Below are 25,969 nucleotides of genomic sequence, written 5' to 3'. Positions count from 1 at the left end.
AGTAAGCGCCGGATGGGTCCCGCGCTCAAGAGGGGAGCCGCCATCGTGACCGCCCAACGCGAGCTTTCGCTGATCGTCGCCTTCGGCACCGACATGGGCAATTCCGAGGATGCCGCCATGACGTTCGCCGAGGCCGCTGCGCCCCTCGGCATCGAAGCGGGTGCAGTCGAGCTCAACCAGCTCAACCTCGCCGACCTGCAAACAGCCACACATTTCGTCGTGGTGGTATCGACGTTCGGCGACGGCGAGTTTCCCGACACCGCAACCCTTTTCTGGGAGGCAATCAGCGGCGACACCGAACGTCTGGAGCACCTGAACTTCGCGGTGCTTGCGCTGGGTGACATTTCCTACGACCTCTTCTGCAACGCCGGAAAGCTCCTCGACGAACGCCTGGAAGCCCTCGGTGCGACCCGGCTGGTCGACCGTGTCGACATCGACGGCCACTACGAGCAGCCGGCCAAGGCGTGGACCTCCGACGTCCTCAAACTGCTGGCCGCCGAGCTTTCCACCCCGGCTCCCGCCGTGGCTGCCACCGCCCCACCGCAACGGGTCGAGCGCCACGTTCCCGTCGAAGCCCGGCTGGCGGTCAACCGGTTACTCAACGCACCGGAGTCCGACAAGGAGGTCCGCCACTACGAGCTTGACCTCACCGGCACCGAAATCTCTTATCAGGCAGGCGATTCAATCGCTGTGCACGCCACCAACGATCCGGCACTCGTCGAGGAGCTCCTGGCGGAGCTCGGTGTGGATGCCGACTTCGCCGTCGCCGACCACGATCAACCGCTCGGTGTGCTGCTCACCGAACACCTGGAGATCCGCACGCCGTCGCGGGCCCTGTTGACCCTGGTCGCCGACCGCGGCGCCGCCCTCGACGCGTCGTGGTTGCCCGGCAAGGACGTCATCGATGTGGTGCGGTTGGCCGATCTGAGTGCCGACGAGGTCATCGATACCCTGCGCCCGTTGCAGTTCCGCGACTACTCGATCGCCTCCAGCCCGCTTGCCCACCCCGACAGCGTGCATCTCACGGTGGCCAGCGTGCGCTACACCGACGGGAACCGCAGGCACGGTGGCGTCGCTTCGACATATCTGGCTGATCGCTGCGCGAAGGTGCGGGTACACCTGCGCCCGAACACCCATTTCAGGCTGCCCGCGGCTGATGTCCCGATCATCATGATCGGACCGGGCACCGGCATCGCGCCCTTCCGGGCCTTCCTGCAGGAACGGCAGGCTCGCGCGGCCGGTGGGAGGTCGTGGCTGTTCTTCGGGGATCGGCGGCACGCCACCGACTTCCTCTACGGCGACGAGCTCGCCGGCTTCGTCGCATCGGGCGCCCTGACGAGATTGGACCTGGCGTTCTCCCGCGACCAGCAGGCCAAACTGTATGTGCAACACCGCATGCAGGAGAACGCTTCAGAGCTCTACAGCTGGCTGCAGGACGGCGCATACCTGTATGTGTGCGGGGACGCAGACCGGATGGCCAAGGATGTCGATACGACGTTGCACGACATCGTGGCGCGCTGCGGCGGGGTGGACGCCGACGCGGCACACGCGTACGTCAACGAACTCGTCAAGACGCACCGCTACGTGCGCGACGTGTACTGACCCAGACACCCAGATCAACGAAATGGCTGAAATTGCTTGGGCTCTGCCACCATTGCGCTGATTTCGAGGTGTTCAGAACACCCGGCCCCGCAGGAACACCAGGTCCGGGTGACTGACACCGACCTCACGGGGATCCTCGGTGAAGCACAGCAGATCGGCTGACGCGCCGTGGGCGAGCGTCGGCCGGCCGAGCCAGGCGCGGGCATCCCAACTGGCGGCGCCGAGCGCCTCGGTCGGACTCATCCCGACGCCCGCGAGCGCTGCGATCTCGTCGGCGATCCGGCCATGGGCGACCATGCCGCCGGCATCGGTGCCCGCATAGATCGGCACCCCGGCGTCGTGCGCGGCGCCCACCCGCTGCCGGCACGACGCGTACAGCTCACGCATGTGCTTGGCGTAGACCGGGTACTTGCCTGCCGAGTCGGCGATGCCCGGGAAGTTGTCGATGTTGATCAGCGTCGGCACCAGCGCGGTGCCGTGCTCCAGCATCAGTTCGATGGTGTCGTCGGTGATGCCCGTGCCGTGTTCGATGCAGTCGATGCCGGCGTTGATCAGGCCGGGCAGCGCATCCTCGCCGAACACGTGAGCGGTGACCCGCGCGCCGTTGGCGTGCGCCGCATCGATCGCGGCCTTGAGGACGTCATCGGACCACAGCGGGGCGAGATCACCGATTCCCCGGTCGATCCAGTCCCCGACCAGCTTCACCCAGCCGTCGCCCCAGCGGGCCTGCTCCGCGACGGCGTCGGGCAGCTGCGACTCGTCTTCGATATCGATCGGCAGACCAGGCGTGTAGCGCTTGGGCCGGGCCAGGTGTCGACCCGCACGGATGATGCGCGGCAGATCCTCACGCTCGTCGAAGCTGCGGGTGTCCACCGGCGATCCGGCATCCCGCAGCAGCAACGCACCGGCGTCACGTTCGGTCTCCGCCTGCCCGACGGCCTCCTCCACGGTGACCGCACCTGCGGGGCCCAGCCCGACGTGGCAATGTGCGTCCACCAGACCGGGAATGATCCAGCCCCCGTCAAAGACGGTTTCGGCGCCGGCGACCGGCTCGGCCGACAGCTTCCCGTTCACGATCCACCACTGCGTCGGTTCACCGTCGGGCAAACCACGGCCCCGGACGTGCAGTGCGTGCATCGTTGTCTGCTCTTCGCGCAAGCCGCCCACCGCCGGTTAGTTCTGGCCCGGGAACTTCAGCTTCGACAAGTCGAAATCGGCCAGCCCTGGCGGGAGTTCGTCCAGTCCCTTCGGCATGTTGGACAGGTCTGGGAACCCGGCGGGCATCCCGGGCGCACCCAACGGGTTGCGCACCTTTGGCGGCGTCGGCCCGCGTCCGCCCTTCTTACCCTTGCCTTTGCCCTTACCTTTGGCCGCCTTGCGGGTGGCGCTCTTGCGCCCGAATCCCATGCCCATCTGTCCGGCCATCGACGACATCATCTTGCGGGCTTCGAAGAACCGGTCGACCAGCTGGTTGACCTCGGATACGGCAACCCCGGATCCGTTGGCGATGCGCAGCCGCCGCGAGGCGTTGATGATCTTCGGGTCGGCCCGCTCGGCCGGCGTCATACCGCGGATGATGGCCTGCACCCGGTCCAGTTGCCGGTCGTCGACGGCGGCCAGTGCGTCTTTCATCTGGCCGGCGCCGGGCAGCATCCCGAGCAGGTTGCCGATCGGTCCCATCTTGCGGATCGCCAGCATCTGCTCGAGGAAGTCCTCCAGCGTCAGCTCGCCCGATCCGATCTTGGCCGCGGCATCCTCGGCCTTCTGCTGATCAAAGACCTGTTCGGCCTGCTCGATCAGGGTGAGCACGTCACCCATGCCGAGGATCCGGCTGGCCATCCGGTCGGGGTGGAAGACGTCGAAGTCTTCGAGCTTCTCCCCCGCGGAGGCGAACAGGATCGGCACGCCGGTGACCTCGCGCACCGACAGGGCGGCGCCGCCGCGGGCGTCACCATCGAGCTTGGTCAGCACCACACCGGTGAAACCGACGCCCTCGCGGAACGCCTCGGCGGTGGCCACGGCGTCCTGACCGATCATCGCGTCGAGCACGAACAGTGTCTCGTCGGGATTGACGGCGTCACGGATGCCTGCCGCCTGCGCCATCAGTACGTCATCGATACCGAGGCGGCCGGCCGTATCGACGATGACGACGTCATAGTGCTTGGCTTTCGCTTCGGCCAGACCAGCCGCGGCGACGTGCACCGGATCGCCCGGGCCCGCGCCCTCGTTCTCCGGGGCGCTGGGTGCAGTGCCCGGATGCGGGGCGAAGACCGCGACGCCCGCCCGCTCGCCGACGATCTGCAGCTGGTTGACGGCGCCGGGGCGTTGCAGGTCACAGGCCACCAGCAGCGGCGTGTGTCCCTGCCCCTTGAGCCATATCGCGAGCTTTCCGGCCAGCGTGGTCTTGCCCGCGCCCTGCAGACCGGCGAGCATGATCACCGTCGGCGGGGTCTTGGCGAACGCGAGCTGGCGGGTCTCCCCGCCGAGGATGCCGACCAGCTCCTCATTGACGATCTTGACGACCTGCTGGGCCGGGTTGAGCGCGGCGGAGACCTCGGCGCCCTTCGCGCGCTCCTTGATGCGTGCGACGAACGCACGCACCACCGGCAGCGAGACGTCGGCCTCCAGGAGGGCCAACCGGATCTCGCGCGCGGTGGCATCGATATCGGCGTCGGTCAAGCGCCCCTTGCCACGGAGCCCCTGCAGGGCACCGGTCAACCGGTCAGACAGGCTTTCAAACACGTGGTAAGCCTAACGGCCCGGGAATGGTGGCGTGGTCAGCCCGCTTGTTCCACCGGTTTGGGCTGCGGCGGCGCAGGCAGGACGGCGAGCAGGTCGCGCTGGAGGTCCTCGCGCACCGCGCTCGGGCTACTGGTGATCCCGAACGCGTCGAGCACTGAGGACCCCAGCGTGGTGACCTTCGCCCAGGCGATGTCGACGCCGTCACGTTCGAACACGGCGGTCAACCGCGCCAACAGACCGGGCCGGTCGATGGTGCGGATCTGCACGATCGACTCCCCCGGCGCGCTGCCGTCCGACCACAGAATGCGCGGCGGCGCCGGAACCTGGTTGACGGGGACCGACGCGAGAATCTCCCCGGCGCGGGTGGCGGGCTGCTGCGCGGCGTCGAGGTCGCGACGTTCCAGTGCCGCGATCACATCGAGCTCTCCGTCGAGCGCGAGGACGAACTGCTGACGCAACAATTCGGCGGCCGGCGGCGACCCGAAATGGGGGGACACCACAAACGTGTTGATTGCCGAACCCTGATGACTGTTCACCGATGCCGAGTGCACCCGCAGCGAATTCAGCGCAAGCACCCCGGCTGCCTTGGACAACAGCCCGCGACGGTCGGCAGCGATCATCGTGACGTGGTAGATGTGTGGGCTGTCACCTCGACTCATCTCCACGTGCACCCCCAACTGGGCCGCCAGGGCAAGGTGGCGGTCTTCGATCGGATCCGGTTGGGGCAGCGGCTCACCGGCCATCACCAGTCGGCAGCGTCGCACCAGGTCGCCGATCAGCGAGGCTTTCCAGTCACCCCACACCCCGGGCCCGGTGGCCAACGAGTCAGCTTCGGCGAGTACATCGAGCAGCTCCAGTAGCACCGGGTCCCCGCCGAGCGCCTCGGCGACGGCCTCGATGGTCTTCGGGTCCTGCAGGTCGCGGCGGGTCGCGGTGTCTGGCAGCAGCAGGTGGTAGCGCACCATCTTGGACAGCACAGCGATGTCCGACGGCCACAAACCGAGCCGGGTGCCGATCTGTTCGGCCAACTCGGCACCGATCACGCTGTGGTCACCGCCGCGGCCCTTGCCGATGTCATGACACAGCGCGCCGAGCAACAGCAGGTCGGGCCGGGATACGCGGGTGGTGAAAGCACTCGCCCGCGAGACCGTTTCGACCAGGTGACGGTCGACGGTCCAGATGTGCACCACATCGCGGGGCGGAAGGTCGCGCACCGCGCCCCATTCCGGAAAAAGCCTGCCCCACAGTCCGGTTCGATCGAGCGCCTCGATGGTGGCCACTGCCGCCGGACCCGACGCCAACAACACCAGCAGATCCTTGAGCGCCGGGCGCGGCCAGGGCGTACGCAGCTCAGGCGCTGTCTCGGCCAGGCGGCTCAGGGTGGACACCGCCATCGGCAGACCGGTGCTCGCCGAGGCAGCCGCCACCCGCAGGATCAGACCCGGATCACGGGCCGGGCGGGCGTCGCGCGCCAGGATCACCTCACCGGCGAATTCGATGACACCTTCGTCGAGCGGTCGGCGCACGGGCCGGCGCAGGGCGGCGAACCCGCGACGGGGTAATGCGTTGGAGGCCGTGCGAATTCCCGAGTCGACGTAATAGCTGACGGTCCGCGCAGCGTCGGACAGCATCCGGGCCAGATCGAAGCGGTCTCCGATTCGCAACGCCGCCCCGATCTCGTCGGCATGCTGGGCCAGCAGCAGTTCGCGGCCGCGCCCGGACGCCCGGTGCAGTTCGGTGCGGACGTTGAGCAGCGCCAGATGGGCGCCGCCGAGGGTGCCGGTCGGCGACGCCAACGCCCGACTCGGATAGACATCGGCCAGTTGCGCGATTGCCAGGGCATTGAGCAGTTGCACATCGCGCAGGCCGCCGCGACCGGACTTCAGGTCGGGTTCGGCGCGGTGCGCGATCTCACCGCTGCGTTGCCAGCGCGCCCGCGCGTGTTCGACGAGTTCGCCGAACCGCGAAGCGATTCCGATTCGCCACTGCCTGCGTGCCCCGCCGACCAACAGCGCCGACAGCTCCGCGTCCCCGGCGATATGACGCGCATCGAGCATCGCCAGGCCCACCGCGATGTCGCTGCCGGCGACCTGCAACGCCTCGGGCACGGTACGCACGCTGTGATCGATGCGGATGTTGGCGTCCCACAACGGGTACCACAATTTCTCGGCGACCTCACCGACCGCCTCGGCCGGCATGTTGTCGTGCAACAGCATCAGATCCAGGTCGGAGTAAGGCAACATCTCCCCGCGTCCGAGCCCACCGGTGGCCACGATGGCGAACCCGCTGGTGGCGGTGATGCCGATCTCGGCCGCCTTTGTGGTGAGCCAGAATTCATACAGATCGAGCAGCGCGTCCCGCAAGGCGGTGGAATCGAGTTGGTGTGCCCCACCGGACAACAGTTGTCCAGTGGCCGCCGCGAGATCCGTTGCGGGACGCGACGAGACCACCGGAACCCCCTTTTCGGAGGCTCCGGTGCCCGCCTGCTCCTTGGTGCTTGTCGGCTCCTCGCGCAAGCGCTCGTCGGTGCTTGTCGGCTCCTCGCGCAAGCGCTCGTCGGTGGAATCTGTGTGCTCGTCCGTCATTTCGACTCCTCCCCCGGCCATTGACCTTGAGCGTTCATACGGTGCTTGGCCGGAGGACTGTCGTCGGTGTCCTCCGTCGGCGTGCGGCTAGAGCGCGTCGGTCCCCCGCTCGCCGGTGCGCACCCGTACCACGGTCTCGACCGGGCTCACCCACACCTTGCCGTCACCGATCTTTCCGGTCCGCGCCGCCTGCACGATGACGTCCACGACCTTGTCGACCGCAGAATCGTCGACGACGACCTCCACCCGGACCTTGGGCACGAAGTCGACCGAGTACTCAGCGCCCCGGTAGACCTCCGTGTGGCCCTTCTGGCGGCCGTAACCCTGAACCTCGCTGACGGTCATACCGAGGATGCCCGTCTGCTCCAGTCCCGTCTTGACATCCTCCAGTGTGAACGGCTTGACGATCGCAGTGATCAGCTTCATAGATTCCATCCCTTCCAGGACAATTGTTCCCGATCAGGCGAGCTCATAAGCCGTTTCCGCATGCTCGGTCTCATCGATGCCGGTGGCCTCATCTTCCTCGGTGACACGCCAGCCCAGCGGTTTGAGGGCCAACGCAATGATTGCAGTCATGACCGCGGTGAACGCGGTTGCCACGGCGGCAATCACAAACTGCACAACCAACTGCTTGATACCGCCGCCGTAGAACAGCCCCGTCTCGGTGGCGAAGAAGCCGATGCCGATGGTTCCCCACAGGCCGGCAACAAGGTGCACGCCAACGACATCGAGCGAATCGTCGTAGCCGAACTTGTACTTCAGTCCGATGGCAAGCGCTGAGAGCGCCCCGGCGATGGCGCCGAGGAACAACGATCCGATCGGGCTGAGCGCACCACACGCCGGGGTGATGGCCACCAGGCCGGCGACGATGCCCGAGGCAGCTCCGACGCTCGTCGGATGGCCGTCACGAATGCGTTCCACCACCAACCATCCCAGCATGGCGGCCGCGGTGGCGGCGGTGGTGTTCACCCACACCAGACCGGCGGTGGCATCCGCGGCGCCTTCGGAACCGACGTTGAATCCGAACCAGCCGAACCACAGCAGCGCGGCGCCGAGCATCACCCACGGAATGTTGTGCGGGCGGAATGCCATCTTGCCGAACCCCGCCCGCTTGCCGATCAGCAGCACCAACACCAATGCAGCCATACCGGCGTTGATGTGCACCACGGTGCCGCCCGCGAAGTCGATCGGCGCCACGGTGGCGGTCGCAGTGCCGTCGTCACCGGTGGTGGTCCCGAACAGCCATGCCGCAAATCCGCGCGCGTTGGCCGACAACAGACCGCCACCCCAAACCATGTGCGACAGTGGGAAATAGACGAGGGTGACCCACACGCCCGCGAAGACCAGCCAGGTGCCGAACTTGACCCGCTCGGCCAGCGCACCGCTGATCAGCGCCACAGTGATCACCGCGAATGTCAGCTGGAACGCGACCCACACGATGGCCGGGACAGAGCCGAATCCGCCGATCACGTGCAGCTCGGCACCGCCGATCTCCCGGGTTTCCAGCAGTTGGCTCAGCCCGAACAACGAGAACGGGTTGTCGAAGATGCCTGCGATGTCCGACTGGCCGGTGTGCGCTGAGGAGAAGGACATCGAGTAGCCCCACAGCACGTAGATGACGCTGACGATGCCCAGCGCGCCGAAGGACATCATCATCATGTTCAACACAGATTTTTGCCGAGAAAGACCGCCGTAGAAGAACGCGAGGCCGGGCGTCATCAACAACACCAGCGCGGCGCTCGCAAGCACCCACGCCGTATCGCCGCTGTCGAACACGGCGAACGATTCGTCAGGTAGGGCTAAGACCACTTTGAGTGAACCTCCTTGGGAAGTGTGCCGACGGATCGGCCTCCCGTTGAGATTCGATTGCGGGCGTTTCGTGGGTGATGCGGTTACGTTTCGTCGAAGTGAACGCAATCCGGATCGCTGTTACACCTGTGTTTCCCGCTTGCCCACGACGCCGAAACGGGTCGTAAACGGCTGTCGAACCCGGTTATCGGGGCGCTATCCGAGCAGCGCGTCGACGAACGCGCCCGGCTCGAACGGGGCCAGGTCGTCCGGGCCCTCACCGAGGCCGACGAGCTTCACCGGCACCCCCAGTTCCTGCTGGACCCGGAACACGATGCCACCCTTGGCGGTGCCGTCGAGTTTGGTCAGCACCACCCCGGTGATGTCGACGACTTCGGCGAACACCTTGGCCTGCGGCAGGCTGTTCTGGCCGATCGTCGCATCGAGCACCAGCAGCACCTCGTCGACCGTGGCGCGCTTTTCCACCACCCGTTTGACCTTGCCCAGCTCGTCCATCAGTCCGGTCTTGGTGTGCAGGCGCCCCGCGGTGTCGATGACGACGACGTCGGCACCGGCTGCGACACCCGCATCGACCGCGTCGAACGCGACCGACGCCGGATCCGCGCCCTCGGCGCCACGCACCACCTCGGCACCGACGCGCGACGCCCAGGTTTGCAGCTGATCGGCCGCAGCGGCACGGAAGGTGTCGGCAGCGCCCAGCACCACGCGGCGGCCGTCGGCAACCAGCACCCGGGCCAGCTTCCCGACGGTGGTGGTCTTCCCCGTGCCGTTGACCCCGACGACCAGCATCACCGACGGCTTGTCGGCATGCGGTAGCGCTTTGACGGAGCGGTCCAGTTCGGGCCGCAGCTCAGACACCAACACCTCGCGCAACACCGCGCGAGCGTCGGACTCGTTGCGCACACCCTTGCTGGCCATCTGCGAGCGCAGCGCGGTGACAACGGATTCGGTGACGACGGGCCCAAGGTCGGCGATCAACAGCGTGTCCTCCACCGCCTCCCACGAATCCTCGTCGAGGTCGCCACCACCGAGCAATCCGAGCATGCTGCGGCCCAGTGCGTTCTGGGACTTGGACAGCCGACCGCGGAGCCGGTCCAGCCGGCCCTCGCTCGGCGCGATCTCCTCGACGGCGGGGGCGCTGGGCGGGGCAACAGGCTCGGCCGGCGGCGCAGGCACTTCCGGTTCCGGAGGGGCCGGCGGGACCTGCGGCTCGGCCACGGTCTCGGACAGGTCGGGCAGCTGCACATCGGCGATGGGGCGCTTGGGCGCATCACGCGGGATCGTGGCGTCATCACCGACCGCAGGCAGCCCGCCGGTGTCGATGCGCTCGGCGGACGGGGCAGTCGACTGGCTGAACGTGATGCCCGAGGATGCCGTATACCCACCAGAGCGGTCGATTCCCGTCGGGGTGTCCGCCTCCGACAGACTGATCCGCCGGCGGCGGTATCGCACCAGACCGACCACAACCGCAGTCACCAGGAGAACGGCCACGACCGCGATTGCGATCCACAAACCTATCAACGCACCATCTGTCACGACGCCCATTGTCTCAGGGGTATCGCCGCCCGCCGACCAGCCCCGTCGCCCAACTGTCCCCTCACCCGACGACAGGTAGCTGAAGAGGACCCCGGAATTCCTCCGCGCAGTCGACGAACATCGCATTCACCACAGACATCCGCGATTCTTCGCTTTGCCGGATACCGGCCGCGATGCGCTAGCCCGAGTTGGAAACCAGCTCCTGGCCGCGCATCCGCTGCGAGATCACCGTAGTGATGCCGTCACCGCGCATGGTGACGCCGTACAGCGCGTCGGCGACCTCCATGGTCGGCTTCTGGTGGGTGATGACGATCAGCTGCGACCGTTCGCGCAGTTGCTCGAACAGGCTGATCAACCTGCGGAGGTTGACGTCGTCGAGGGCGGCCTCGACCTCGTCCATCACATAGAACGGTGACGGGCGGGCACGGAAGATGGCGACCAGCATCGCGACCGCGGTCAGTGATTTCTCACCACCGGACAGCAACGAGAGCCGCTTGATCTTCTTGCCCGGCGGGCGGGCCTCCACCTCGATACCGGTGGTGAGCATGTCAGCGGGATTGGTCAGCAGCAGCCGGCCCTCGCCGCCCGGGAACAGCGTGGAGAACACCTGCTCGAACTCGCGCTCCACATCGGCGTAGGCCTCGGCGAACACCTGCAGGATGCGGGCGTCCACGTCGGCGATGACGTCGAGCAGGTCTTTGCGCGCGCCTTTGACGTCTTCCAGTTGCGTCGACAGAAAGTTGTAGCGTTCTTCCAGCGCCGCAAACTCCTCCAGTGCCAACGGATTCACCCGTCCCAGCTCGGACAGTTGGCGTTCGGCACGTTTGGCGCGGCGTTCCTGGGTGGGCCGGTCGAACGGCAGCGGCGCCGGTGCGGTGACCTGCTCGCCACGCTCACGGGCCTGTTCGTACTCAGCCATCTCCAGCTCGGTCGGTGGCAGCGCCACCTGCGGTCCGTATTCGGCGATCAGATCTTCGGTGGGCATCCCGAACTGCTCCAGCACCTGCGCCTCGAGCTGCTCGATGCGTAGCGACGCCTGAGCTTTGGCCATCTCGTCGCGGTGCAGCGAATCGGTCAGGGCGGTGATCTTCGCGCTGAGCGCGGTCACCTCTTCGCGCGCCTTGGCCAAGCCTGCCCCACGCTGCTGGCGTTCGACGCTCAGTTCGTCGCGGGTACGCGAGGCCACGGCCACCACAGCACTCAGGCGTTGGGCCACCAGACGCCCCGATTCGGCAACGGCGGCAGCCATCCGCGCGGCGTGCTCGCGGGCTGCCCGGGCGCGTTGGGCGCGCAGCCGCGCCTCGCGCTCGGCGGCAGCGGCCCGGCGCAGTGAATCAGCCCGGCCGCGAACGGCATTCGCACGTTCCTCGGCGGTGCGCACGGTGAGGCGGGCCTCCACCTCGACCGAGCGGGCCTCCTCAACCGCGGCGACCGATGCCTGCCGGTCGACAGGTTCGGCCTCGAATGTCGGTGTTTCCTCGGCGTTGTGCAGCCGGGTCTCGAGTTCGAGCAGTTCCTCCATGGTCTTGGTGTGCCCGGCTTCGAGTTCATCACGCTGTCTGATCAACCGCTGCCACTCGTCTTCCGCGGCGCGGGCGTCCTGGCCGAGGCGGCCCAACTGCTCGTAGATCGCCGAGATTGCGGCGTCGGATTCGTTGAGCGCGGCCAGGGCTTCTTCGGCGGACTCCTGGCGGGCCGACTGCTCGCTCAACGCGCCGGACAGGGCCGCTCCCAGCTCACTGGTCTGCCGTTCCGCGGCTTCCAGTTCGGCGCGGGCCTTGTCGATCTCCGAGGTGATCTCCAGCGTGCTGGGCTTACGGTCGGAGCCACCGCTGATCCAGCCCGCACCGATCAGATCTCCTTCGGTGGTGACCGCGCGCAAACCCGCCCGCGCAGACACCAACTGCAGGCCGGCAGGCATATCGGACACCACGGCGACATCGGAGAGCATCGCGGTGATCGCGCCACGCAGCCGATCCGGAACGGTGACCAGGTCGATCGCCCAGATCGCACCGCCCGGCAGTGCCGTCGCGGGCGGCGGCGAGTCGGCAGGCCAGTCGCTGAGCAGGATCGCTGCCCTGCCGCCGTCGGATTCCTTGAGGGCCGCGACCGCGGAGGCGGCCGCGGTGAAGTTCTCGGCGGCCACCGCGTCGGCGGCGGCCCCGAGCACAGTTGCGATGGCCACCTCGTAATCGGGCCGCACCTTGAGCATTTTGGCGACCGAACCGAAAAGCCCTGAGTCGCTTCGGTTCTTCTCCAGCCATGCGGAGCCGTCCCGCCGGTCGAGCCCCATCGCAAGGGCCTCGATGCGCGCGCGTAGGGAGGAGACCTGACGTTCGGCGGCGCGTTCGGCGGCCTGCAGTTCGGCGACGCGCTCATCGGCGAGCCGCAGCGCCGTCACAGTGCGGTCGTGGTGGTCGTCCAGGCCCACCTCGCCGGCATCGAGTTCGCTGACCCGGCGCTGCACGGTCTCGAATTCTGCTTGCGACTGTTGGGCTTTGGCGGCGGCCTCTTCGATGCTGACGGTCAACCGGGCCGCGCCTTCGTCGATCGACTCCACGCGGGTGCGCATGGTGTCGACCTGACCGGACAGCCGGGCCAGCCCTTCCCGCCGGTCGGCCTCGGCACGGGCCGCGGCCAGGTGTGCGCGTTCCGCCTCGGCGGCCACCCGCTCCAGTTCGGCCAGTTCGGCGCGGGCCGCTTCCTGGTGGGTTCGCGATTCGGCCAGTTCGTCGAGTAGTTGCTGTTCCAACTCGGCGATCTGCTCGGCCTCGGCCTCCAGTTCCTCGGGATCGCGCCCGGAGGACACTTCAGGTTCGGCCTCGAAAGACTGCGCCCGATCGGTGGCGATCCGCACGGTGGCGCTCACGCGTTCGGCCAGGGCCGAGGACCGGAACCAGGTCTGCTGGGCAGCCTCGGCGCGTTCGGTCAGCTCGGTCACCGCCGCCTCGTGTGCATCGAGTTCCACCGTGGCGCTCTGCAACCGGGCGGACACCTCGTCGTGCTCACGGCGCAGCATGGTCTCGGCCTTGTTGGTGTTCTCGAACTCGGTCCGGCGGGTGACCAGGTCGTCGGCGGCCAGCCGCAGCCGCGCGTCGCGCAGATCGGCCTGGATGGTCTGCGCGCGCCGGGCCATCTCGGCCTGCCGGCCCAGCGGCTTGAGCTGACGCCGAAGCTCAGTAGTGAGGTCCGTCAATCGGGCCAGGTTGGCCTGCATCGAGTCGAGCTTGCGGACCGCCTTTTCCTTGCGCTTGCGGTGCTTGAGCACCCCGGCGGCTTCCTCGATGAACGCACGGCGATCCTCGGGTCGCGATTCCAGGATCTCGGCGAGCTTGCCCTGTCCGACGATGACGTGCATCTCGCGACCGATGCCCGAGTCGCTCAGCAATTCCTGTACATCCATCAGCCGGCAGCTGCTGCCGTTGATCTCGTACTCGCCGGCGCCGTCGCGGAACATGCGCCGCGTGATCGACACCTCGGAGTACTCGATGGGCAGCGCGTTGTCGGAGTTGTCGATGGTCAGCGTGACCTCGGCACGCCCCAGCGGCGCCCGCGACGAGGTGCCGGCGAAGATGACGTCCTCCATCTTGCCGCCGCGCAACGTCTTGGCGCCCTGCTCACCCATCACCCAGGTCAGCGCGTCGACGACATTGGATTTGCCCGACCCGTTGGGCCCGACGACGCAGGTGATGCCCGGTTCGAAGCGCAGAGTCGTCGGCGAGGCGAAGGACTTGAATCCCTTCAGCGTCAGACTCTTGAGGTGCACGACGTCAAACCCTACCGCCGAGTCGGCTACCGTTCGTGAAACCCCGTCATCGGGGCGTCGGGTTCGACCCAATCTGCGACGACGTTGTCCACCGCACCTGGGGTTTCCCCGCTCTGCAGCAGGTCAAGCAATCGCTGACACGCCTCGCGCGGGCCCTGGGCCACGACGTGCACGCGGCCGTCGGGCCGGTTCGAGGCAAACCCCGTCAGCCCCAGCTCCAACGCCCGCGCCCTGGTCCACCACCGGAACCCCACGCCCTGCACCCGACCGTGCACCCAGGCGCTCAGGCGAACATGAGGGTCCGGCCCGGTCATGTCGGGGTGACCTCGAACTTCACCTCCGTGCCCGACTTGAGCGTGCGGCCCACCGTGCAGACCTGGTCGATGGCGCGCTCGACAACGGTCAACAGCCTGGCCACCTCGGCTTCGGACAGCCCGGAGAGGTCAACCTCGAGTTTCTCCTCCAACAGCGGATAGCGCTCCTGCTCCCGATCGGCCGGACCGGCGACCCGGATCGTCGCCGGGTAGTCGTCACCGAGACGCCGGCTCAGTGGCTGGTCGCTGGACATCCCGCTGCAGGCGGCCAGCGCGATCTTCATCAGCTCACCGGGGGTGAACACGCCTTCGACGTCTTCACTGCCGACCAGCACCTGCGCTCCGCGGGAACTGCGCCCGGTGTAGCGGCGCACGCCGGTGCGCTCAACCCAGAGTTCGGTCATGGGTGTATTTCTACACGTCGCCGCTCGCCGGCAATCCCGCACCGATCCGGGCGGACATCGGGTTTCGCACCGACGCCACATCCCCTGTGGGCGATAGAATTGCTTACCGCAATTTGCCGAGGAGCACAGTGACCTACCCGCCGAACTATCCGCCACCCGGGCCCGACGGTCCGTGGCAGCCACAGCAGCCACCTCCGCCGCAGCAGTATCCGCCCCAGTACGGCGCCCCGCAGCAGTACCCGGACCCGCAACAGCCGTACGGCCCACCGCAGCAGCAGTACGGGCAGCCCTACGGGCAGCAATACGGAGCCCCGCAGCAGCAGTACGGGTATGGCGCACCGCAGCAGGGTTATTACCCCTACCCACAACCGGTACCGCCGAGCGGTGGAAACGGTAAGTGGCTGTGGATCATCGGCGCGATCGTGGTGGTTCTGGTCGTCGTGATGGGCGCTGTGGTGTTCGCGTTCTCCGGGTCGGTCTCGGACCAGGCCGGCTCGTCGAGTGACGAGGATGCGATCCGGCAGTTGTTCGAGGAGGCTTCCTCCAACGCCAGCGCTGACCTTTCCGACGCGCTGCCCTATTTCTGCACGGCAGACCGGAAACTGCTCGACTCCGTGGGAGATCTCGGTTCGATCGACATTCCGATGCAGGAACAGGACACCTCGACGACGATCGGCGATATCGACGTCAACGGTGACAAGGCCACCGCGCGGATCGACAACCGCGCCGGCGCCGGGAAGATGTATTTCCGCAAGGAGAGTGGGGAATGGAAGTTCTGCATGAGCGATATGCCGGGATTCCCCTCGATGCCCTGATCAGCGCTGAGTTCGGGGCCGCGGCTGGCATTTCGGGCAGTAGTAGGACGATCGGTTCATGAATTTCTCGCGGCGCATCGGCGCACCGCACCTACGGCAGGGCTCGCCCTCCCTGCCGTAGGCATCCAATGACCGCTCGAAGTAACCGGATTCACCGTTGACGTTGACATAGAGCGAATCGAATGACGTGCCGCCCTGGTTGAGCGCTTCGGTCATCACCGCGGCGGCGGAGTCGAGCAACTCGGCCAGCCGCCGTCGGGGCAAGGACGCCGCCTGCCGCGCCCCGTTCACCCGTGCCCGCCACAGGGCTTCGTCGGCGTAGATGTTGCCGATCCCCGACACCACGGTCTGATCCAGCAGCTGGCGCTTGATCTCGGAATGCTTGTGGCGCAACACCGTAACCACACTGTCCTGATCGAAGTGCGGGTCGAGCGGGTCGCGCGCCAGGTGCGCGACCGGCTGCGGAACATCGGTGCCGTCGGCCGCGACCATCTCAGCCAGTTGCCAGCCGCCGAACGTGCGCTGGTCGACGAAGCTGAGTGTGGTGCCGTTGTCGAGCATGGCCGCAATGCGTAGATGGTTCTCATTCGGGACAGACCCGAGCAGCATCTGGCCGCTCATCCCGAGATGCACGACCAGGGCTTCACCGCCGTCAAGGGTCAGCCACAGGTATTTGCCGCGTCGCCCGGTGCCGGTGATCTGCGCACCCAGCAACCGGGCGGTCAGGTCCGCGGGCCCTTCCTCGTGCCGCCGCACCGCCCGCAGATGATGCACGCGTACCGCGGTGATGGATCTGCCCGCCACATGTTCCTGGAGCCCCCGGCGGACGACCTCTACCTCGGGTAGTTCGGGCATCGGCGTTCACGCATCGTCGAGCGCATTCCACGCCGCCGCGGCGGCTTTGAGCTCGGCCTCTTTCTTGGTCCTGCCGACCCCGCGGCCGTATTCGACCTCTCCGACCACCACGGTGGCGGTGAATTCCTTGTCATGGTCTGGTCCGGTGGAGGTCACCACATACGACGGCGCCCCGAGGTTTCGGGCTGCGGTCAGTTCCTGCAGGCTGCTCTTCCAGTCCAGACCGGCGCCCAGCGTCGGCGCAGTGTCGAGCAGGTCGGCGAACAGGCGCAGGATCACCTCCCTCGAGCCAACCAGTCCGTGCTCCACATAGATTGCCCCGAGCAAGGATTCGACGCCGTCGGCGAGGATGCTGGACTTGTCGGCGCCACCCGAGCTCTCCTCCCCCTTCCCCAGCAGGAGGTGAGCGCCCAGACCGCCGTCGGTGAGCCCACGGCCGACGTCTGCCAGCGCCTGGGTGTTGACGATGCTGGCCCGCAGCTTGGCCAGGTCACCTTCGGACCGGTCGGGGTGACGGTGATAGAGCTCCTCGGTGATGGTCAGCCCCAGCACCGCGTCACCGAGAAACTCCAGGCGCTCGTTGGTGGGTAGCCCGCCGTTCTCGTAGGAGTAGCTGCGGTGGGTCAGTGCGATCGTCAGCAGTTCCTCGGAGAGCACCACGCCCAACGCCTTGAGCAGTTCGGTGTGCGAGTCGGTCATGAACCGCCCCCGGCCTTGTCCTCGTCGGTGGGCAGCATCTGCGCCAGTTTCGCCCAGCGCGGGTCGATCTGGTCGTGGTGGTGGTCCGGCTCGGCAGTGGCCAGCGGGACCCCGCATTCCGGGCACAAGCCGGCGCAGTCCGGACGGCAGAGCGGTGCGAATGGCAGCGCCATCCCGACGGCGTCGACGATGGGCTGTTCCAGATCGACGGTATCGGCCTGCCCGCTGGTGTCGACCCGGCCGATCTCGTCGGATTCACTGGTCTCGTCGGTGGTGCTGTCGGGATAGGCGAACAGTTCGGTCAGGTCGATCTCCACGTCGCCGGTGATGGCGGTCAGGCACCGGGCGCATTCGCCGACGGTCGGCCCTGCCACCGTCCCGGTGACCAGGACACCTTCGGATACCGATTCCAGGCGCAGCTCCAGCTCCAGCGGTGCGCCCTGCTCGATGGCGATCAGGTCCAGACCGATTCGCGCCGGACTGGGAACCGTCTCATGATGGGTCATCATCGTGCCGGGCCGCCGGCCCAGCCCGGAAATATTGATCACCAACGGCGATTGTGACCGGCGGTGCCTGCCCGCGCTCGTATGCGTCGCCATGCAGCAATCCTACGACCGGTGGCTCAGCAAAATTCTGACGCGTGCGCCGCCGATGCCGTCAGCGGGTGGCGTAGTCGTGCGTTCCTGCGGCGGTGCGCAGCTGATGGCGGCCCCTGCCGATCGAGCGCAGGGTCCCGTTGAGGAAATCCTCGAACTCGGCGAGTTTGCTGTCGACGTAGATGTCGCATTCACCGCGCAGTCGGTCCGCCTCGGCATGTGCGGCGTCGATGAGCCGGGTCGACTCAGCGTTCGCGGTCGAGACGATCTCCGTCTGCGACACCAGACGCCGCTGCTCCTTGATGCCTTCCTGCACGGCCTTTTCATACGACAGGTTGCCGTTCTCGATGAGCCGGTCGGCTTCCGCCTTGGCCCTGCCCGTGCTGGCCTCGTACTCACGCTTGGCCGCGGTCGACACGCGCGCGGCCTCTTCGCGCGCTTCTCCGACCATGCGTTCGGTGTGCTGGCGGGCCTCGGCAACCATCCGGTCGGCCTGCGCCTTGGCGTCAGCCAGCAACCGGTCAGCTTCGCTCCTGGCGTGGTTGAGCATGCCGTCGGCATCGGCGTTGACCGACGACATCACCGACTCGGAATGTTCTTTGGCTTCACGTAGCAGCGAATCCCTGGCGTCGAGCACATCCTGGGCGTCATCAAGTTCGCCGGGGATGGCGTCCTTGATATCGTCGATCAGCTCGAGCACGTCGCCGCGGGGCACCACGCATCCGGCAGTCATCGGCACGCCGCGTGCTTCTTCGACAATGGCACCCAGCTCATCGAGCGCTTCAAAAACTCGGTACACGGCAATACCCTCCAGGCGTAGTCGGTCGTTACTAGTGTGCCTGGTGTTACGCCTGTGACTACGGAGCGCAGCCGGTGTGTCGCCACCTGGCATCCATCACAGTCACGCTACTCAACGTGGGCCCGCGGTCGAATTTCCGGCGCAAACGCGCAAACAATCGCAGATTCGGCCCCGGTTAACGGCCGAGCTTCTCCAGGAGCCGACGGTTCACCGGTTCGGGCAGTAGCTCGGACACGTCACCGCCGAACGTGGCGACTTCCTTGGCCAGCGACGACGACACGAATGAATACTGCGGCGTGGTCGCCACAAAGAACGTATCCACCCCTGCGACGTGCCTGTTCATCTGGGCCATCTGCAGCTCGTACTCGAAATCGGTGCCGGTGCGCAGTCCCTTGACGATCGCCGTCAGCCCGCGGGATCTGGCGAAGTCGACGACCAGGCCCTGACCGGATTCAACCCTGAGGTTGGGCAGATGGCGCGTCGACTCGTCGATCATCTCGATGCGCTCGTCAACGGTGAACATGCCCTTCTTGTTGGGGTTGACCAGCACGGCCACGACGACCTCGTCGAATTGCGCAGCGGCACGGTTGAAGACATCGAGATGTCCAAGGGTGACCGGATCGAACGATCCCGGGCAGACGGCGCCGCTCATGGCTGAAGAGGCTACATGCCCGCCCGCACGGGGACGCGCGACGCCGCCCTAGCTCGAATGCTCGCCGCTGGTGAGCATTCCCACGCTCACCCAACCCCAGTACACGCGGTGCCGGGCGATGAGCCCGTCTTTGATCTCCATCACCTCCACGATGTCCATCTGTTCGCCGTCCGGTGTCTCGCGCGGGTATTCCCACACAAGGTGAGCCCCATCGGTCAAGAACCCGGCTCGATGCCGACGCCGCTTGGCGGGTTGGTGGGCGAACACTTTGGCGACGAAACTCCTGAGCTCCTCCCGACCCCGGATCACACCCTCGTCCGTGCCGAGCAGGTGGCAGACCAACGGACTCTCCAGCGTCGCATCGGCTCGATACAACGCCATCGCGGCATCGATGTCCTTGGCGCCCAACGCCTCATCCCAGGCGGTGAAAATGTGCGCGATCTGCTCGTCGCTTGTCGATGAAACCGGCCGAGCCATATCAGTTCCTGCCTTCCTGTGTCGGTGCTTCCAACGGTAGGCGGACAACGTTTTGGTGCGGACCAAATCGTGGTTGTGGCACGGTTGGGCGTGCCAAAGGAACGAGACGAGCCGCGGGCGCTCGACCGCGATCTGGCCCCCATTGCGTCACTGATCGGCGACCCGACGCGAGTCGCCATCCTCGCCGCGCTGACCGAGCAGCGCCTGCTCCCGGCGGGTGAGTTGGCGCGTCGGGCCGGTGTACATCCCGCCACTGCCACCGCTCATCTGCGCCGACTTGTCGAGGGCGGCCTGGTGATCGTGCATGTGCAGGGCAGGCATCGATACCACCAACTGGCGGGGCCGCAGGTGGCGGCCGTGATCGAAGCCCTGGCGCAGCTGGCTCCGGCCAAACCGGTTCGTTCCCTGCGGACCGACCGTGCAGCCAAGGCCCTCGCCGAGGCGAGAACCTGTTACGACCATCTCGCCGGCCGACGGGGTGTGGAACTACGTGAGCGCCTGCTGGCCGCAGGAGCCCTGCGCACGGTAGGGGCTCGAGACCATCTCCTTACTCCGGTCGGGCGACAACGCCTGAGCGAGTTGGGAATTGATCCGACATCGCTGGACAAGACCCGGCGGGTGCTCGCCCGGGTTTGTGTGGACTGGACGCAGCGTCAGCCACATCTGGCCGGTGCGCTCCCCGCGGCCCTCACGAGCCGGCTTATTCAACTCGGCTGGCTGGCGCCGACCGCGGGCCGTGGCCTGCGCGTGGCCCCCGACTACACCCAGCGGCTCGACGCGTGGTTGGCCGGATCGGAACGAAGCATCAACTCGCGGTAGATACTTCGGCGAGCTCCACCCTGGTGTCGCCGTACCGGCGCGCGCGCAGTGCCGACCAGCCCGCCGGCCAGGTCACCGGCGCGCTGGAGGCCCGGCGTTCGACCAGGACCACCGTTCCCGCCCCGACCCATCCGCCGTCGACCAGCGTGTTCAGCACCGCGTCGACATCGGCTGCGGACACGTCGTACGGCGGATCAGCGAGCACCAGATCCACGGGTGAGTCGGAGCCCGCCTCCAGGACCGATTCGACACTGCCGCGGCGCACCGTGGCAGCGTTCCCGACCTCCAGCGCGGCGATGTTCGCGGTGATCACGGCGGCCGCACGCGGATCGGACTCGACCAGTACCGCCGATGCCGCACCTCGCGAAAGGGCCTCCAGCCCAAGGGCACCCGAGCCGGCGTACAGATCCAGCACGGCCAGGCCGTCGAAGTCCAACCGGGCGTCGAGCGCGTTGAAGATGGCCTCGCGCACCCGGTCCGAGGTAGGCCGGGTGCCGCTACGGGGCACCGTGATCCGTCGACCGCCCAGCGTCCCGGCGATGATCCGGGTCAGGCTGATCCCCCGGTCGCTTCGCTCCTGCCCGCCGAGCCGACCACCACCAGGAGGTCGCCACCTTCGACCTGCGCGGTGGGCGCGACCGCCACGCGGTCCACGGTGCCTGCCTTGGGTGCCGTGATCGCAGCCTCCATCTTCATCGCCTCGATGGTGGCGATCGTCGCACCGGCCTCGACCGCATCCCCGGCAGCCACGCCCACCGTGACCACCCCGGCGAACGGGGCCGCGACGTGGTCGGGGTTGTTGCGGTCGGCCTTCTCCGCGGCCGGTACCTCACTGGCCACGCTGCGATCACGCACCAGCACCGGGCGCAACTGCCCGTTGATGATGCACATCACCGTGCGCATCCCGCGCTCGTCGGGATCCGAAATCGCTTCCAGCCCGATCAACAACTCCACACCGCGTTCCAACTGCACGCGGTGCTCGTCGCCGTGACGCAGCCCGTAGAAGAACTGGTTGGCACTCAAACCCGAAGTGTCACCGTAGGTTTCGCGATGATCTTCGAACTCTCTCGTCGGTCCGGGGAACAACAGCCGGTTCAGCGCCGCCTGCCGCTTGACACCGGGAGCCGCCAACACCGCCTCGTCGGCAGCCGAGAGCTCTTCGGTGGGCTTGGCCGGCGCGCGCCCGGCGAGAGCCTTGGTGCGCAACGGCTCTGGCCAGCCACCGGGAGGATCCCCCAACTCGCCGCGCAGAAACCCGATCACGCTGTCGGGGATATCGAACCGCGCCGGATCCTGGGCGAACTCATCAGCACTGACGCCCGCACCCACCAGCGCCAACGCCAGATCCCCGACCACCTTGCTCGACGGGGTCACCTTCACCAACCGGCCCAGCACCCGATCCGCTGCGGCATAGCTGGCCTCGATCTCTTCGAACCGGTCACCCAGGCCCAGCGCGATGGCCTGCTGCCGCAGGTTCGACAACTGACCGCCCGGGATCTCGTGGGTGTACACCCGTCCCGTCGGGGTAGGAGGACCCGACGCCGCAACATCGAAGGGCGCGTACACCTTCCTCAGCGCCTCCCAATACGGCTCCAGGTCACAGACCGCGCGCAACGACAATCCGGTGTCATGCTCGGTGTGGGCGGCCGCAGCCACAATCGAGGACAACGCCGGCTGACTCGTCGTGCCCGCCAACGGTGCCGCCGCCCCGTCGACCGCGCTGGCGCCGGCCGTCCACGCCGCCAGGTAGGTCGCCAACTGTCCACCCGGGGTGTCATGGGTGTGCACATGCACCGGCAGGTCGAACCGGGACCGCAACGCACTCACCAGGGTGTGCGCCGAGGCGGGCCGCAACAGGCCCGCCATGTCCTTGATCGCCAGGACGTGCGCACCCGCGTCCACGATCTGGTCGGCCAGCTTCAGGTAGTAATCCAATGTGTAGAGGTTCTCGCCCGGATCACTCAGGTCACCGGTATAGGACATCGCGACTTCAGCGATCGCAGAACCGGTTTCGCGCACCGCATCGACCGCCGGGCGCATCGACTCCACATTGTTGAGCGCATCGAAAATTCGGAAGATGTCGATGCCCGTCGCCGCGGCCTCCTCGACGAACGCCGAGGTGACGATCTCCGGATACGGGGTGTAGCCCACCGTATTCCGACCGCGCAGCAGCATCTGCAGGCAGATGTTGGGCACCGCCTCGCGCAGCGCGGCCAGCCGCTCCCACGGATCTTCCTTCAAGAATCGCAGCGCCACATCGTAAGTCGCGCCGCCCCAGCACTCGATCGAGAGCAACTCCGGCATCATCCGGGCGACATGCGGCGCCACCTTCATCAGTCCGGTGGACCGCAACCGCGTCGCCAACAACGACTGATGGGCATCGCGGAACGTCGTATCGGTCACCCCGACGGCCTTGGAATCGCGCATCCACCGCGCGAATCCCTCCGGTCCCAGCTCCACCAAGCGCTGCTTGGACCCCGCCGCAGGCGGCACCGACATGTCCAGCTGCGGCAACTTGTCCTGCGGATACACCGTCGACGGCCGTTCACCGTGCGGCTTGTTGACCGTCACGTCCGCGAGGTAGTTCAGGATCTTGGTGCCACGGTCCGCTGGGGAGCGCGCCGTGAGCAGGTGCGGGCGGTCGTCGATAAACGAGGTGTTGACCCGACCGGCCCGGAAGTCCGGATCTTCGATGACCGCCTGCAGGAACGGGATATTCGTCGACACGCCACGGATCCGGAACTCCGCCAGCGCACGACGGGCCCGCGTCACCGCCGCGGAGAAATCACGCCCCCGACAGGTCAGCTTCACCAGCATCGAATCGAAGTGGGCGGAGATCTCCGCGCCCAGGTTCGAGCCGCCGTCCAGCCGGATACCCGCACCACCCGGTGACCGGTATGCAGTGATCCGCCCGGTGTCCGGGCGGAAGCCGTTGGCCGGGTCCTCGGTGGTGATGCGGCACTGCATGGCAGCACCGCGCAACACCAAGGTGTCCTGACTCAAGCCGAGATCCGAGAGCGTCTCCCCCGCCGCGATGCGCAACTGGCTGGCGACCAGGTCCACATCGGTGATCTCTTCGGTCACCGTGTGCTCCACCTGGATGCGCGGATTGCACTCGATGAACACGTGGTGACCACGCTCGTCGAGCAGGAACTCCACCGTGCCCGCACACGAGTAGCCGATCTGACGAGCGAACGCTACCGCATCCGAGCAGATGCGTTCCCGCAGTTGCGGATCCAGGTTCGGCGCCGGCGCCAACTCGATGACCTTCTGGTGACGCCGCTGCACGCTGCAATCGCGTTCGAACAGATGCATCACATTGCCCTGCCCGTCAGCCAGGATCTGCACCTCGATGTGACGCGGGTTGATCACCGCCTGCTCCAGGTACACCGCAGCGTCCCCGAACGCCGATTCCGCCTCCCGTGAAGCCGCTTCGATGGCCTCGGGGAGCGCGTCGGGATCGGTGACCCGGCGCATGCCGCGCCCACCGCCGCCGGAAACCGCCTTGACGAACAACGGGAACTGCATGCCGGCCGCGGTCGCCACCAGTTCCTCGACCGACGAGGACGGCTCCGAGGAATCCAGCACCGGAAGGCCCGCGCCACGGGCGGCTGCGATCGCCCGCGACTTGTTGCCGGTCAGCTCGAGCACATCCGCCGACGGACCGACGAACGTGATACCTGCCTCAGCGCACGCCGCCGCCAATTCGGGGTTCTCCGACAAGAACCCGTATCCGGGGTACACGGCGTCCGCACCGGCGTGGCGGGCCACGCGTATGATCTCGTCGACGGACAGATATGCGCGCACGGGATGGCCGACATCACCGATCTGATACGACTCGTCGGCTTTGAGCCGGTGCAGTGAGTTTCGGTCTTCATACGGATAGACCGCGACAGTCGCGATCCCCATCTCATATGCGGCACGAAACGCACGGATAGCGATTTCGCCACGGTTGGCCACCAGGACTTTGGAGATCACGCGTAACCCTAACGGTCAGGTTGTTTCCGGATTGTTACACCAGCGTCGACCAGTAGTCCCAGAATCGGACCAGGATCAGTAGCACCAACGCCGTGAACCACAATGTCACAAGCGACCAGCGCCATTGGTACACGGCGCGGGCTACGGGGTTGGCATGCAGCGGGCGCAGCGCGACCGCGCTCACCACCACGAGCAGCGGGATCGTGACCGCCCAGACACCCATGCAGTATGGGCACAGGGCGCCGATGCGGTACAGGCTCTGGAAGATCAACCAGTGCACGAACACCGCGCCCAGCAGCGTGCCTGCCGCCAGCAGGATCCAGTACCACCGCGGCAGCGACACCCCCGCGAGCGCCAGCACCCCGGTCACCACGACGACCGTGAAGGCCACGATGCCGATGAGCGGGTTGGGGAAGCCGAACAGCGAGGCCTGCGGCGTGGACATCACCGACCCGCAGGACAGCACCGGGTTGATGCTGCACGACGGCACATAGTCGGGGTTGATCAGCAGTTCGATCTTCTCGTAGGTCAGCGTCAACGCCGCCGTCAATCCGACCAGTCCGGCGATCAACACCCACACGGCGCTCAGCCTGCCGACGGCCGGGCGATCCGACTGTTCGGCCGGCCTCCCCTCGGCCTCGGCCGCCGCGCTCACGGTCATGGCGCAGTCGGAGCCGGTGCGGCCGGCGCCGCCGGAGCCGGTGCGGCGGGCGGCGCAAGAGGAGCCACCGCGGGCGCGCCGGGAGCGCCCGGAGCGCGGGGCGCCGCCGGTGCGGCAGGGGCGACCGCGTTCAGGTCCGGCATGTCGCCGACGATCTCCTTGACCTTGTCGACCAGGGCGTCCGGTGTGGTCGGGTTGTAGTCCTCACCGTTGATACGGATGGTTGGCGTCGAGTTGATGCCGGTCGCGGCGGCCATGCCCTGAACCATCTCGACGTAACGGTTGTTGTTGATGCAATCGGGGACTCCACCGGCGGCACCAGCCTGCCGGGCCAGCTCGATGAGCCGGGCATTGTCCGGGTAGATGCTCCCGCCCTCGGCGGGCTGCAGCTCGGGGCTGAAGAGCGCGGTGTGGAAGCGCCGGAACGCCTCGTTGGATTCGTCGGCCACGCAGTACGCCGCGTTGCCCGCGCGCGAGGAGTAGCCGCCGCCCTGCTTGTCGAGGATGGCAACCATGTGGTAGTCCGCAGCGATCGCGCCGGCATCGATGAGCTTGGAGATGGTGGGGCCGAACTGCCGTTCGAACTGGCCGCACGCCGGGCACAGGAAGTCTTCGTAGAGGCCGAGCACCACCTTGGGATCCGCGGTGCCTTCATTGGTGACGACGTTGCTGGAAGCGACCCGCACAGCCTTGCCTTCGCCACCGTCGGGCTTCTTGCTGCCGGTCATCACGATGTAGAACACCAAGGCGGCGGCGAACACGACCACCACGGCCGTCAGCCCGATCTGGATCGTCAGATTCCGTCTGCGATCGGCTGCCTTCAGGTCGTATTTGGCGGTCTTCTTGGGTTTGGCCACGGG

22 protein-coding genes are annotated in these 25,969 nt (G+C 67.1%); 3 read left to right on the top strand and 19 right to left on the bottom strand.

What is annotated here, in order from left to right:
* Window positions 1-45: 45 nt before the first annotated feature.
* On the top strand, window positions 46-1,602 hold the full coding sequence (locus tag M1247_RS20035; protein WP_317158128.1) for a diflavin oxidoreductase: 1,557 nt from the start codon (window positions 46-48) through the stop codon (window positions 1,600-1,602).
* 72 nt (window positions 1,603-1,674) lie between these two features.
* On the opposite strand, the gene M1247_RS20030 is transcribed toward M1247_RS20035, so the two are convergent.
* The 9 genes from M1247_RS20030 to M1247_RS19990 all read right to left on the bottom strand — a co-directional run bounded on the left by M1247_RS20030 (window position 1,675) and on the right by M1247_RS19990 (window position 14,758).
* Complete coding sequence (locus M1247_RS20030; RefSeq protein ID WP_317158127.1) at window positions 1,675-2,739, bottom strand: metal-dependent hydrolase family protein; 1,065 nt, start codon at window positions 2,737-2,739, stop codon at window positions 1,675-1,677.
* A gap of 36 nt (window positions 2,740-2,775) precedes the next feature.
* The gene (ffh, locus tag M1247_RS20025; RefSeq protein WP_317158126.1) at window positions 2,776-4,344 is read right to left on the bottom strand and encodes a signal recognition particle protein; all 1,569 of its coding nucleotides are present in this window, start codon (window positions 4,342-4,344) and stop codon (window positions 2,776-2,778) included.
* Between the two features lie 35 nt (window positions 4,345-4,379).
* Window positions 4,380-6,929, bottom strand: a complete 2,550-nt coding sequence (locus M1247_RS20020) for a [protein-PII] uridylyltransferase (protein ID WP_317158125.1) — start codon at window positions 6,927-6,929, stop codon at window positions 4,380-4,382.
* Between the two features lie 87 nt (window positions 6,930-7,016).
* Complete coding sequence (locus M1247_RS20015; protein WP_099025406.1) at window positions 7,017-7,355, bottom strand: P-II family nitrogen regulator; 339 nt, start codon at window positions 7,353-7,355, stop codon at window positions 7,017-7,019.
* A gap of 33 nt (window positions 7,356-7,388) precedes the next feature.
* The gene (locus M1247_RS20010) at window positions 7,389-8,738 is read right to left on the bottom strand and encodes an ammonium transporter (protein WP_317158124.1); all 1,350 of its coding nucleotides are present in this window, start codon (window positions 8,736-8,738) and stop codon (window positions 7,389-7,391) included.
* Window positions 8,739-8,933: 195 nt separating this feature from the next.
* Window positions 8,934-10,283, bottom strand: coding sequence for a signal recognition particle-docking protein FtsY (gene ftsY, locus M1247_RS20005; RefSeq protein WP_317158123.1), 1,350 nt, complete (start codon window positions 10,281-10,283; stop codon window positions 8,934-8,936).
* A gap of 169 nt (window positions 10,284-10,452) precedes the next feature.
* Window positions 10,453-14,040, bottom strand: a complete 3,588-nt coding sequence (gene smc / locus M1247_RS20000) for a chromosome segregation protein SMC (protein ID WP_317158122.1) — start codon at window positions 14,038-14,040, stop codon at window positions 10,453-10,455.
* Between the two features lie 26 nt (window positions 14,041-14,066).
* Window positions 14,067-14,354, bottom strand: a complete 288-nt coding sequence (locus M1247_RS19995) for an acylphosphatase (RefSeq protein WP_317158121.1) — start codon at window positions 14,352-14,354, stop codon at window positions 14,067-14,069.
* Window positions 14,351-14,758 (bottom strand): OsmC family protein, encoded by a 408-nt coding sequence (locus M1247_RS19990; RefSeq protein ID WP_317158120.1) that lies wholly within the window; start codon window positions 14,756-14,758, stop codon window positions 14,351-14,353. The genes M1247_RS19995 and M1247_RS19990 overlap by 4 nt, the downstream gene beginning before the upstream one ends.
* Window positions 14,759-14,886: 128 nt before the next feature.
* Here M1247_RS19990 and M1247_RS19985 point away from each other — a divergent pair, with 128 nt between their 5' ends.
* Window positions 14,887-15,573: an Rv0361 family membrane protein gene (locus tag M1247_RS19985; RefSeq protein WP_317158119.1), complete on the top strand. Its 687-nt coding sequence runs from the start codon at window positions 14,887-14,889 to the stop codon at window positions 15,571-15,573.
* On the opposite strand, the gene mutM is transcribed toward M1247_RS19985, so the two are convergent.
* The 6 genes from mutM to M1247_RS19955 form a co-directional block, all read right to left on the bottom strand.
* Window positions 15,574-16,428 (bottom strand): bifunctional DNA-formamidopyrimidine glycosylase/DNA-(apurinic or apyrimidinic site) lyase, encoded by an 855-nt coding sequence (gene mutM / locus M1247_RS19980; RefSeq protein WP_317158118.1) that lies wholly within the window; start codon window positions 16,426-16,428, stop codon window positions 15,574-15,576. It abuts the gene before it with no gap.
* A 6-nt stretch (window positions 16,429-16,434) separates the two neighbouring features.
* A complete protein-coding gene (gene rnc, locus M1247_RS19975) occupies window positions 16,435-17,127 on the bottom strand; it encodes a ribonuclease III (protein ID WP_317158117.1) in 693 nt (230 codons plus the stop codon).
* Complete coding sequence (locus M1247_RS19970) at window positions 17,124-17,726, bottom strand: YceD family protein (RefSeq protein ID WP_317158116.1); 603 nt, start codon at window positions 17,724-17,726, stop codon at window positions 17,124-17,126. Before M1247_RS19970 ends, rnc begins: the two co-directional genes overlap by 4 nt.
* Window positions 17,727-17,784: 58 nt before the next feature.
* Window positions 17,785-18,522 (bottom strand): cell division protein SepIVA, encoded by a 738-nt coding sequence (gene sepIVA, locus M1247_RS19965; protein WP_317158115.1) that lies wholly within the window; start codon window positions 18,520-18,522, stop codon window positions 17,785-17,787.
* Window positions 18,523-18,697: 175 nt separating this feature from the next.
* Entirely contained in the window at window positions 18,698-19,174 is a 477-nt protein-coding gene (gene coaD / locus M1247_RS19960) for a pantetheine-phosphate adenylyltransferase (RefSeq protein WP_317158114.1), read from the bottom strand.
* 48 nt (window positions 19,175-19,222) lie between these two features.
* Complete coding sequence (locus M1247_RS19955; RefSeq protein WP_317158113.1) at window positions 19,223-19,651, bottom strand: nuclear transport factor 2 family protein; 429 nt, start codon at window positions 19,649-19,651, stop codon at window positions 19,223-19,225.
* 90 nt (window positions 19,652-19,741) lie between these two features.
* Between M1247_RS19955 and M1247_RS19950 the strand changes: the two genes are divergently transcribed.
* Window positions 19,742-20,470, top strand: a complete 729-nt coding sequence (locus M1247_RS19950) for an ArsR/SmtB family transcription factor (RefSeq protein ID WP_317158112.1) — start codon at window positions 19,742-19,744, stop codon at window positions 20,468-20,470.
* On the opposite strand, the gene rsmD is transcribed toward M1247_RS19950, so the two are convergent.
* The 4 genes from rsmD to M1247_RS19930 are packed head-to-tail and all read right to left on the bottom strand — an operon-like array spanning window position 20,457 to window position 25,966.
* Window positions 20,457-21,023: a 16S rRNA (guanine(966)-N(2))-methyltransferase RsmD gene (rsmD, locus tag M1247_RS19945; RefSeq protein ID WP_317158282.1), complete on the bottom strand. Its 567-nt coding sequence runs from the start codon at window positions 21,021-21,023 to the stop codon at window positions 20,457-20,459. The genes M1247_RS19950 and rsmD overlap by 14 nt on opposite strands.
* Window positions 21,020-24,448 carry a pyruvate carboxylase gene (locus tag M1247_RS19940; protein WP_317158111.1) on the bottom strand — a complete coding sequence of 1,143 codons (3,429 nt, stop codon included), beginning with the start codon at window positions 24,446-24,448 and terminating at the stop codon, window positions 21,020-21,022. The genes rsmD and M1247_RS19940 overlap by 4 nt, the downstream gene beginning before the upstream one ends.
* Before the next feature lie 34 nt (window positions 24,449-24,482).
* Window positions 24,483-25,109: a vitamin K epoxide reductase family protein gene (locus M1247_RS19935; RefSeq protein WP_317158110.1), complete on the bottom strand. Its 627-nt coding sequence runs from the start codon at window positions 25,107-25,109 to the stop codon at window positions 24,483-24,485.
* A complete protein-coding gene (locus M1247_RS19930; protein WP_317158109.1) occupies window positions 25,106-25,966 on the bottom strand; it encodes a DsbA family protein in 861 nt (286 codons plus the stop codon). The genes M1247_RS19935 and M1247_RS19930 overlap by 4 nt, the downstream gene beginning before the upstream one ends.
* Window positions 25,967-25,969 lie beyond the last annotated feature (3 nt).

It is taken from the genome of Mycobacterium appelbergii (assembly GCF_032883035.1).
In the GTDB taxonomy this organism is placed as follows: domain Bacteria; phylum Actinomycetota; class Actinomycetes; order Mycobacteriales; family Mycobacteriaceae; genus Mycobacterium; species Mycobacterium appelbergii.
This window is presented reverse-complemented; position numbering and strand designations above follow the sequence as displayed.

Bases quoted from the DNA above. Each gene is read 5' to 3' on its own strand.
- ftsY (WP_317158123.1), bottom strand. From the start codon at position 10,283: ATGGGCGTCGTGACAGATGGTGCGTTGATAGGTTTGTGGATCGCAATC.
- M1247_RS19935 (WP_317158110.1), bottom strand. From the start codon at position 25,109: ATGACCGTGAGCGCGGCGGCCGAGGCCGAGGGGAGGCCGGCCGAACAG.
- rnc (WP_317158117.1), bottom strand. From the start codon at position 17,127: ATGACCGACTCGCACACCGAACTGCTCAAGGCGTTGGGCGTGGTGCTC.
- mutM (WP_317158118.1), bottom strand. From the start codon at position 16,428: ATGCCCGAACTACCCGAGGTAGAGGTCGTCCGCCGGGGGCTCCAGGAA.
- M1247_RS19990 (WP_317158120.1), bottom strand. From the start codon at position 14,758: ATGACCGAACTCTGGGTTGAGCGCACCGGCGTGCGCCGCTACACCGGG.
- M1247_RS20020 (WP_317158125.1), bottom strand. From the start codon at position 6,929: ATGACGGACGAGCACACAGATTCCACCGACGAGCGCTTGCGCGAGGAG.
- M1247_RS20015 (WP_099025406.1), bottom strand. From the start codon at position 7,355: ATGAAGCTGATCACTGCGATCGTCAAGCCGTTCACACTGGAGGATGTC.
- M1247_RS19970 (WP_317158116.1), bottom strand. From the start codon at position 17,726: ATGGCGACGCATACGAGCGCGGGCAGGCACCGCCGGTCACAATCGCCG.
- M1247_RS20030 (WP_317158127.1), bottom strand. From the start codon at position 2,739: ATGCACGCACTGCACGTCCGGGGCCGTGGTTTGCCCGACGGTGAACCG.
- M1247_RS19995 (WP_317158121.1), bottom strand. From the start codon at position 14,354: ATGACCGGGCCGGACCCTCATGTTCGCCTGAGCGCCTGGGTGCACGGT.
- coaD (WP_317158114.1), bottom strand. From the start codon at position 19,174: ATGAGCGGCGCCGTCTGCCCGGGATCGTTCGATCCGGTCACCCTTGGA.
- M1247_RS19955 (WP_317158113.1), bottom strand. From the start codon at position 19,651: ATGGCTCGGCCGGTTTCATCGACAAGCGACGAGCAGATCGCGCACATT.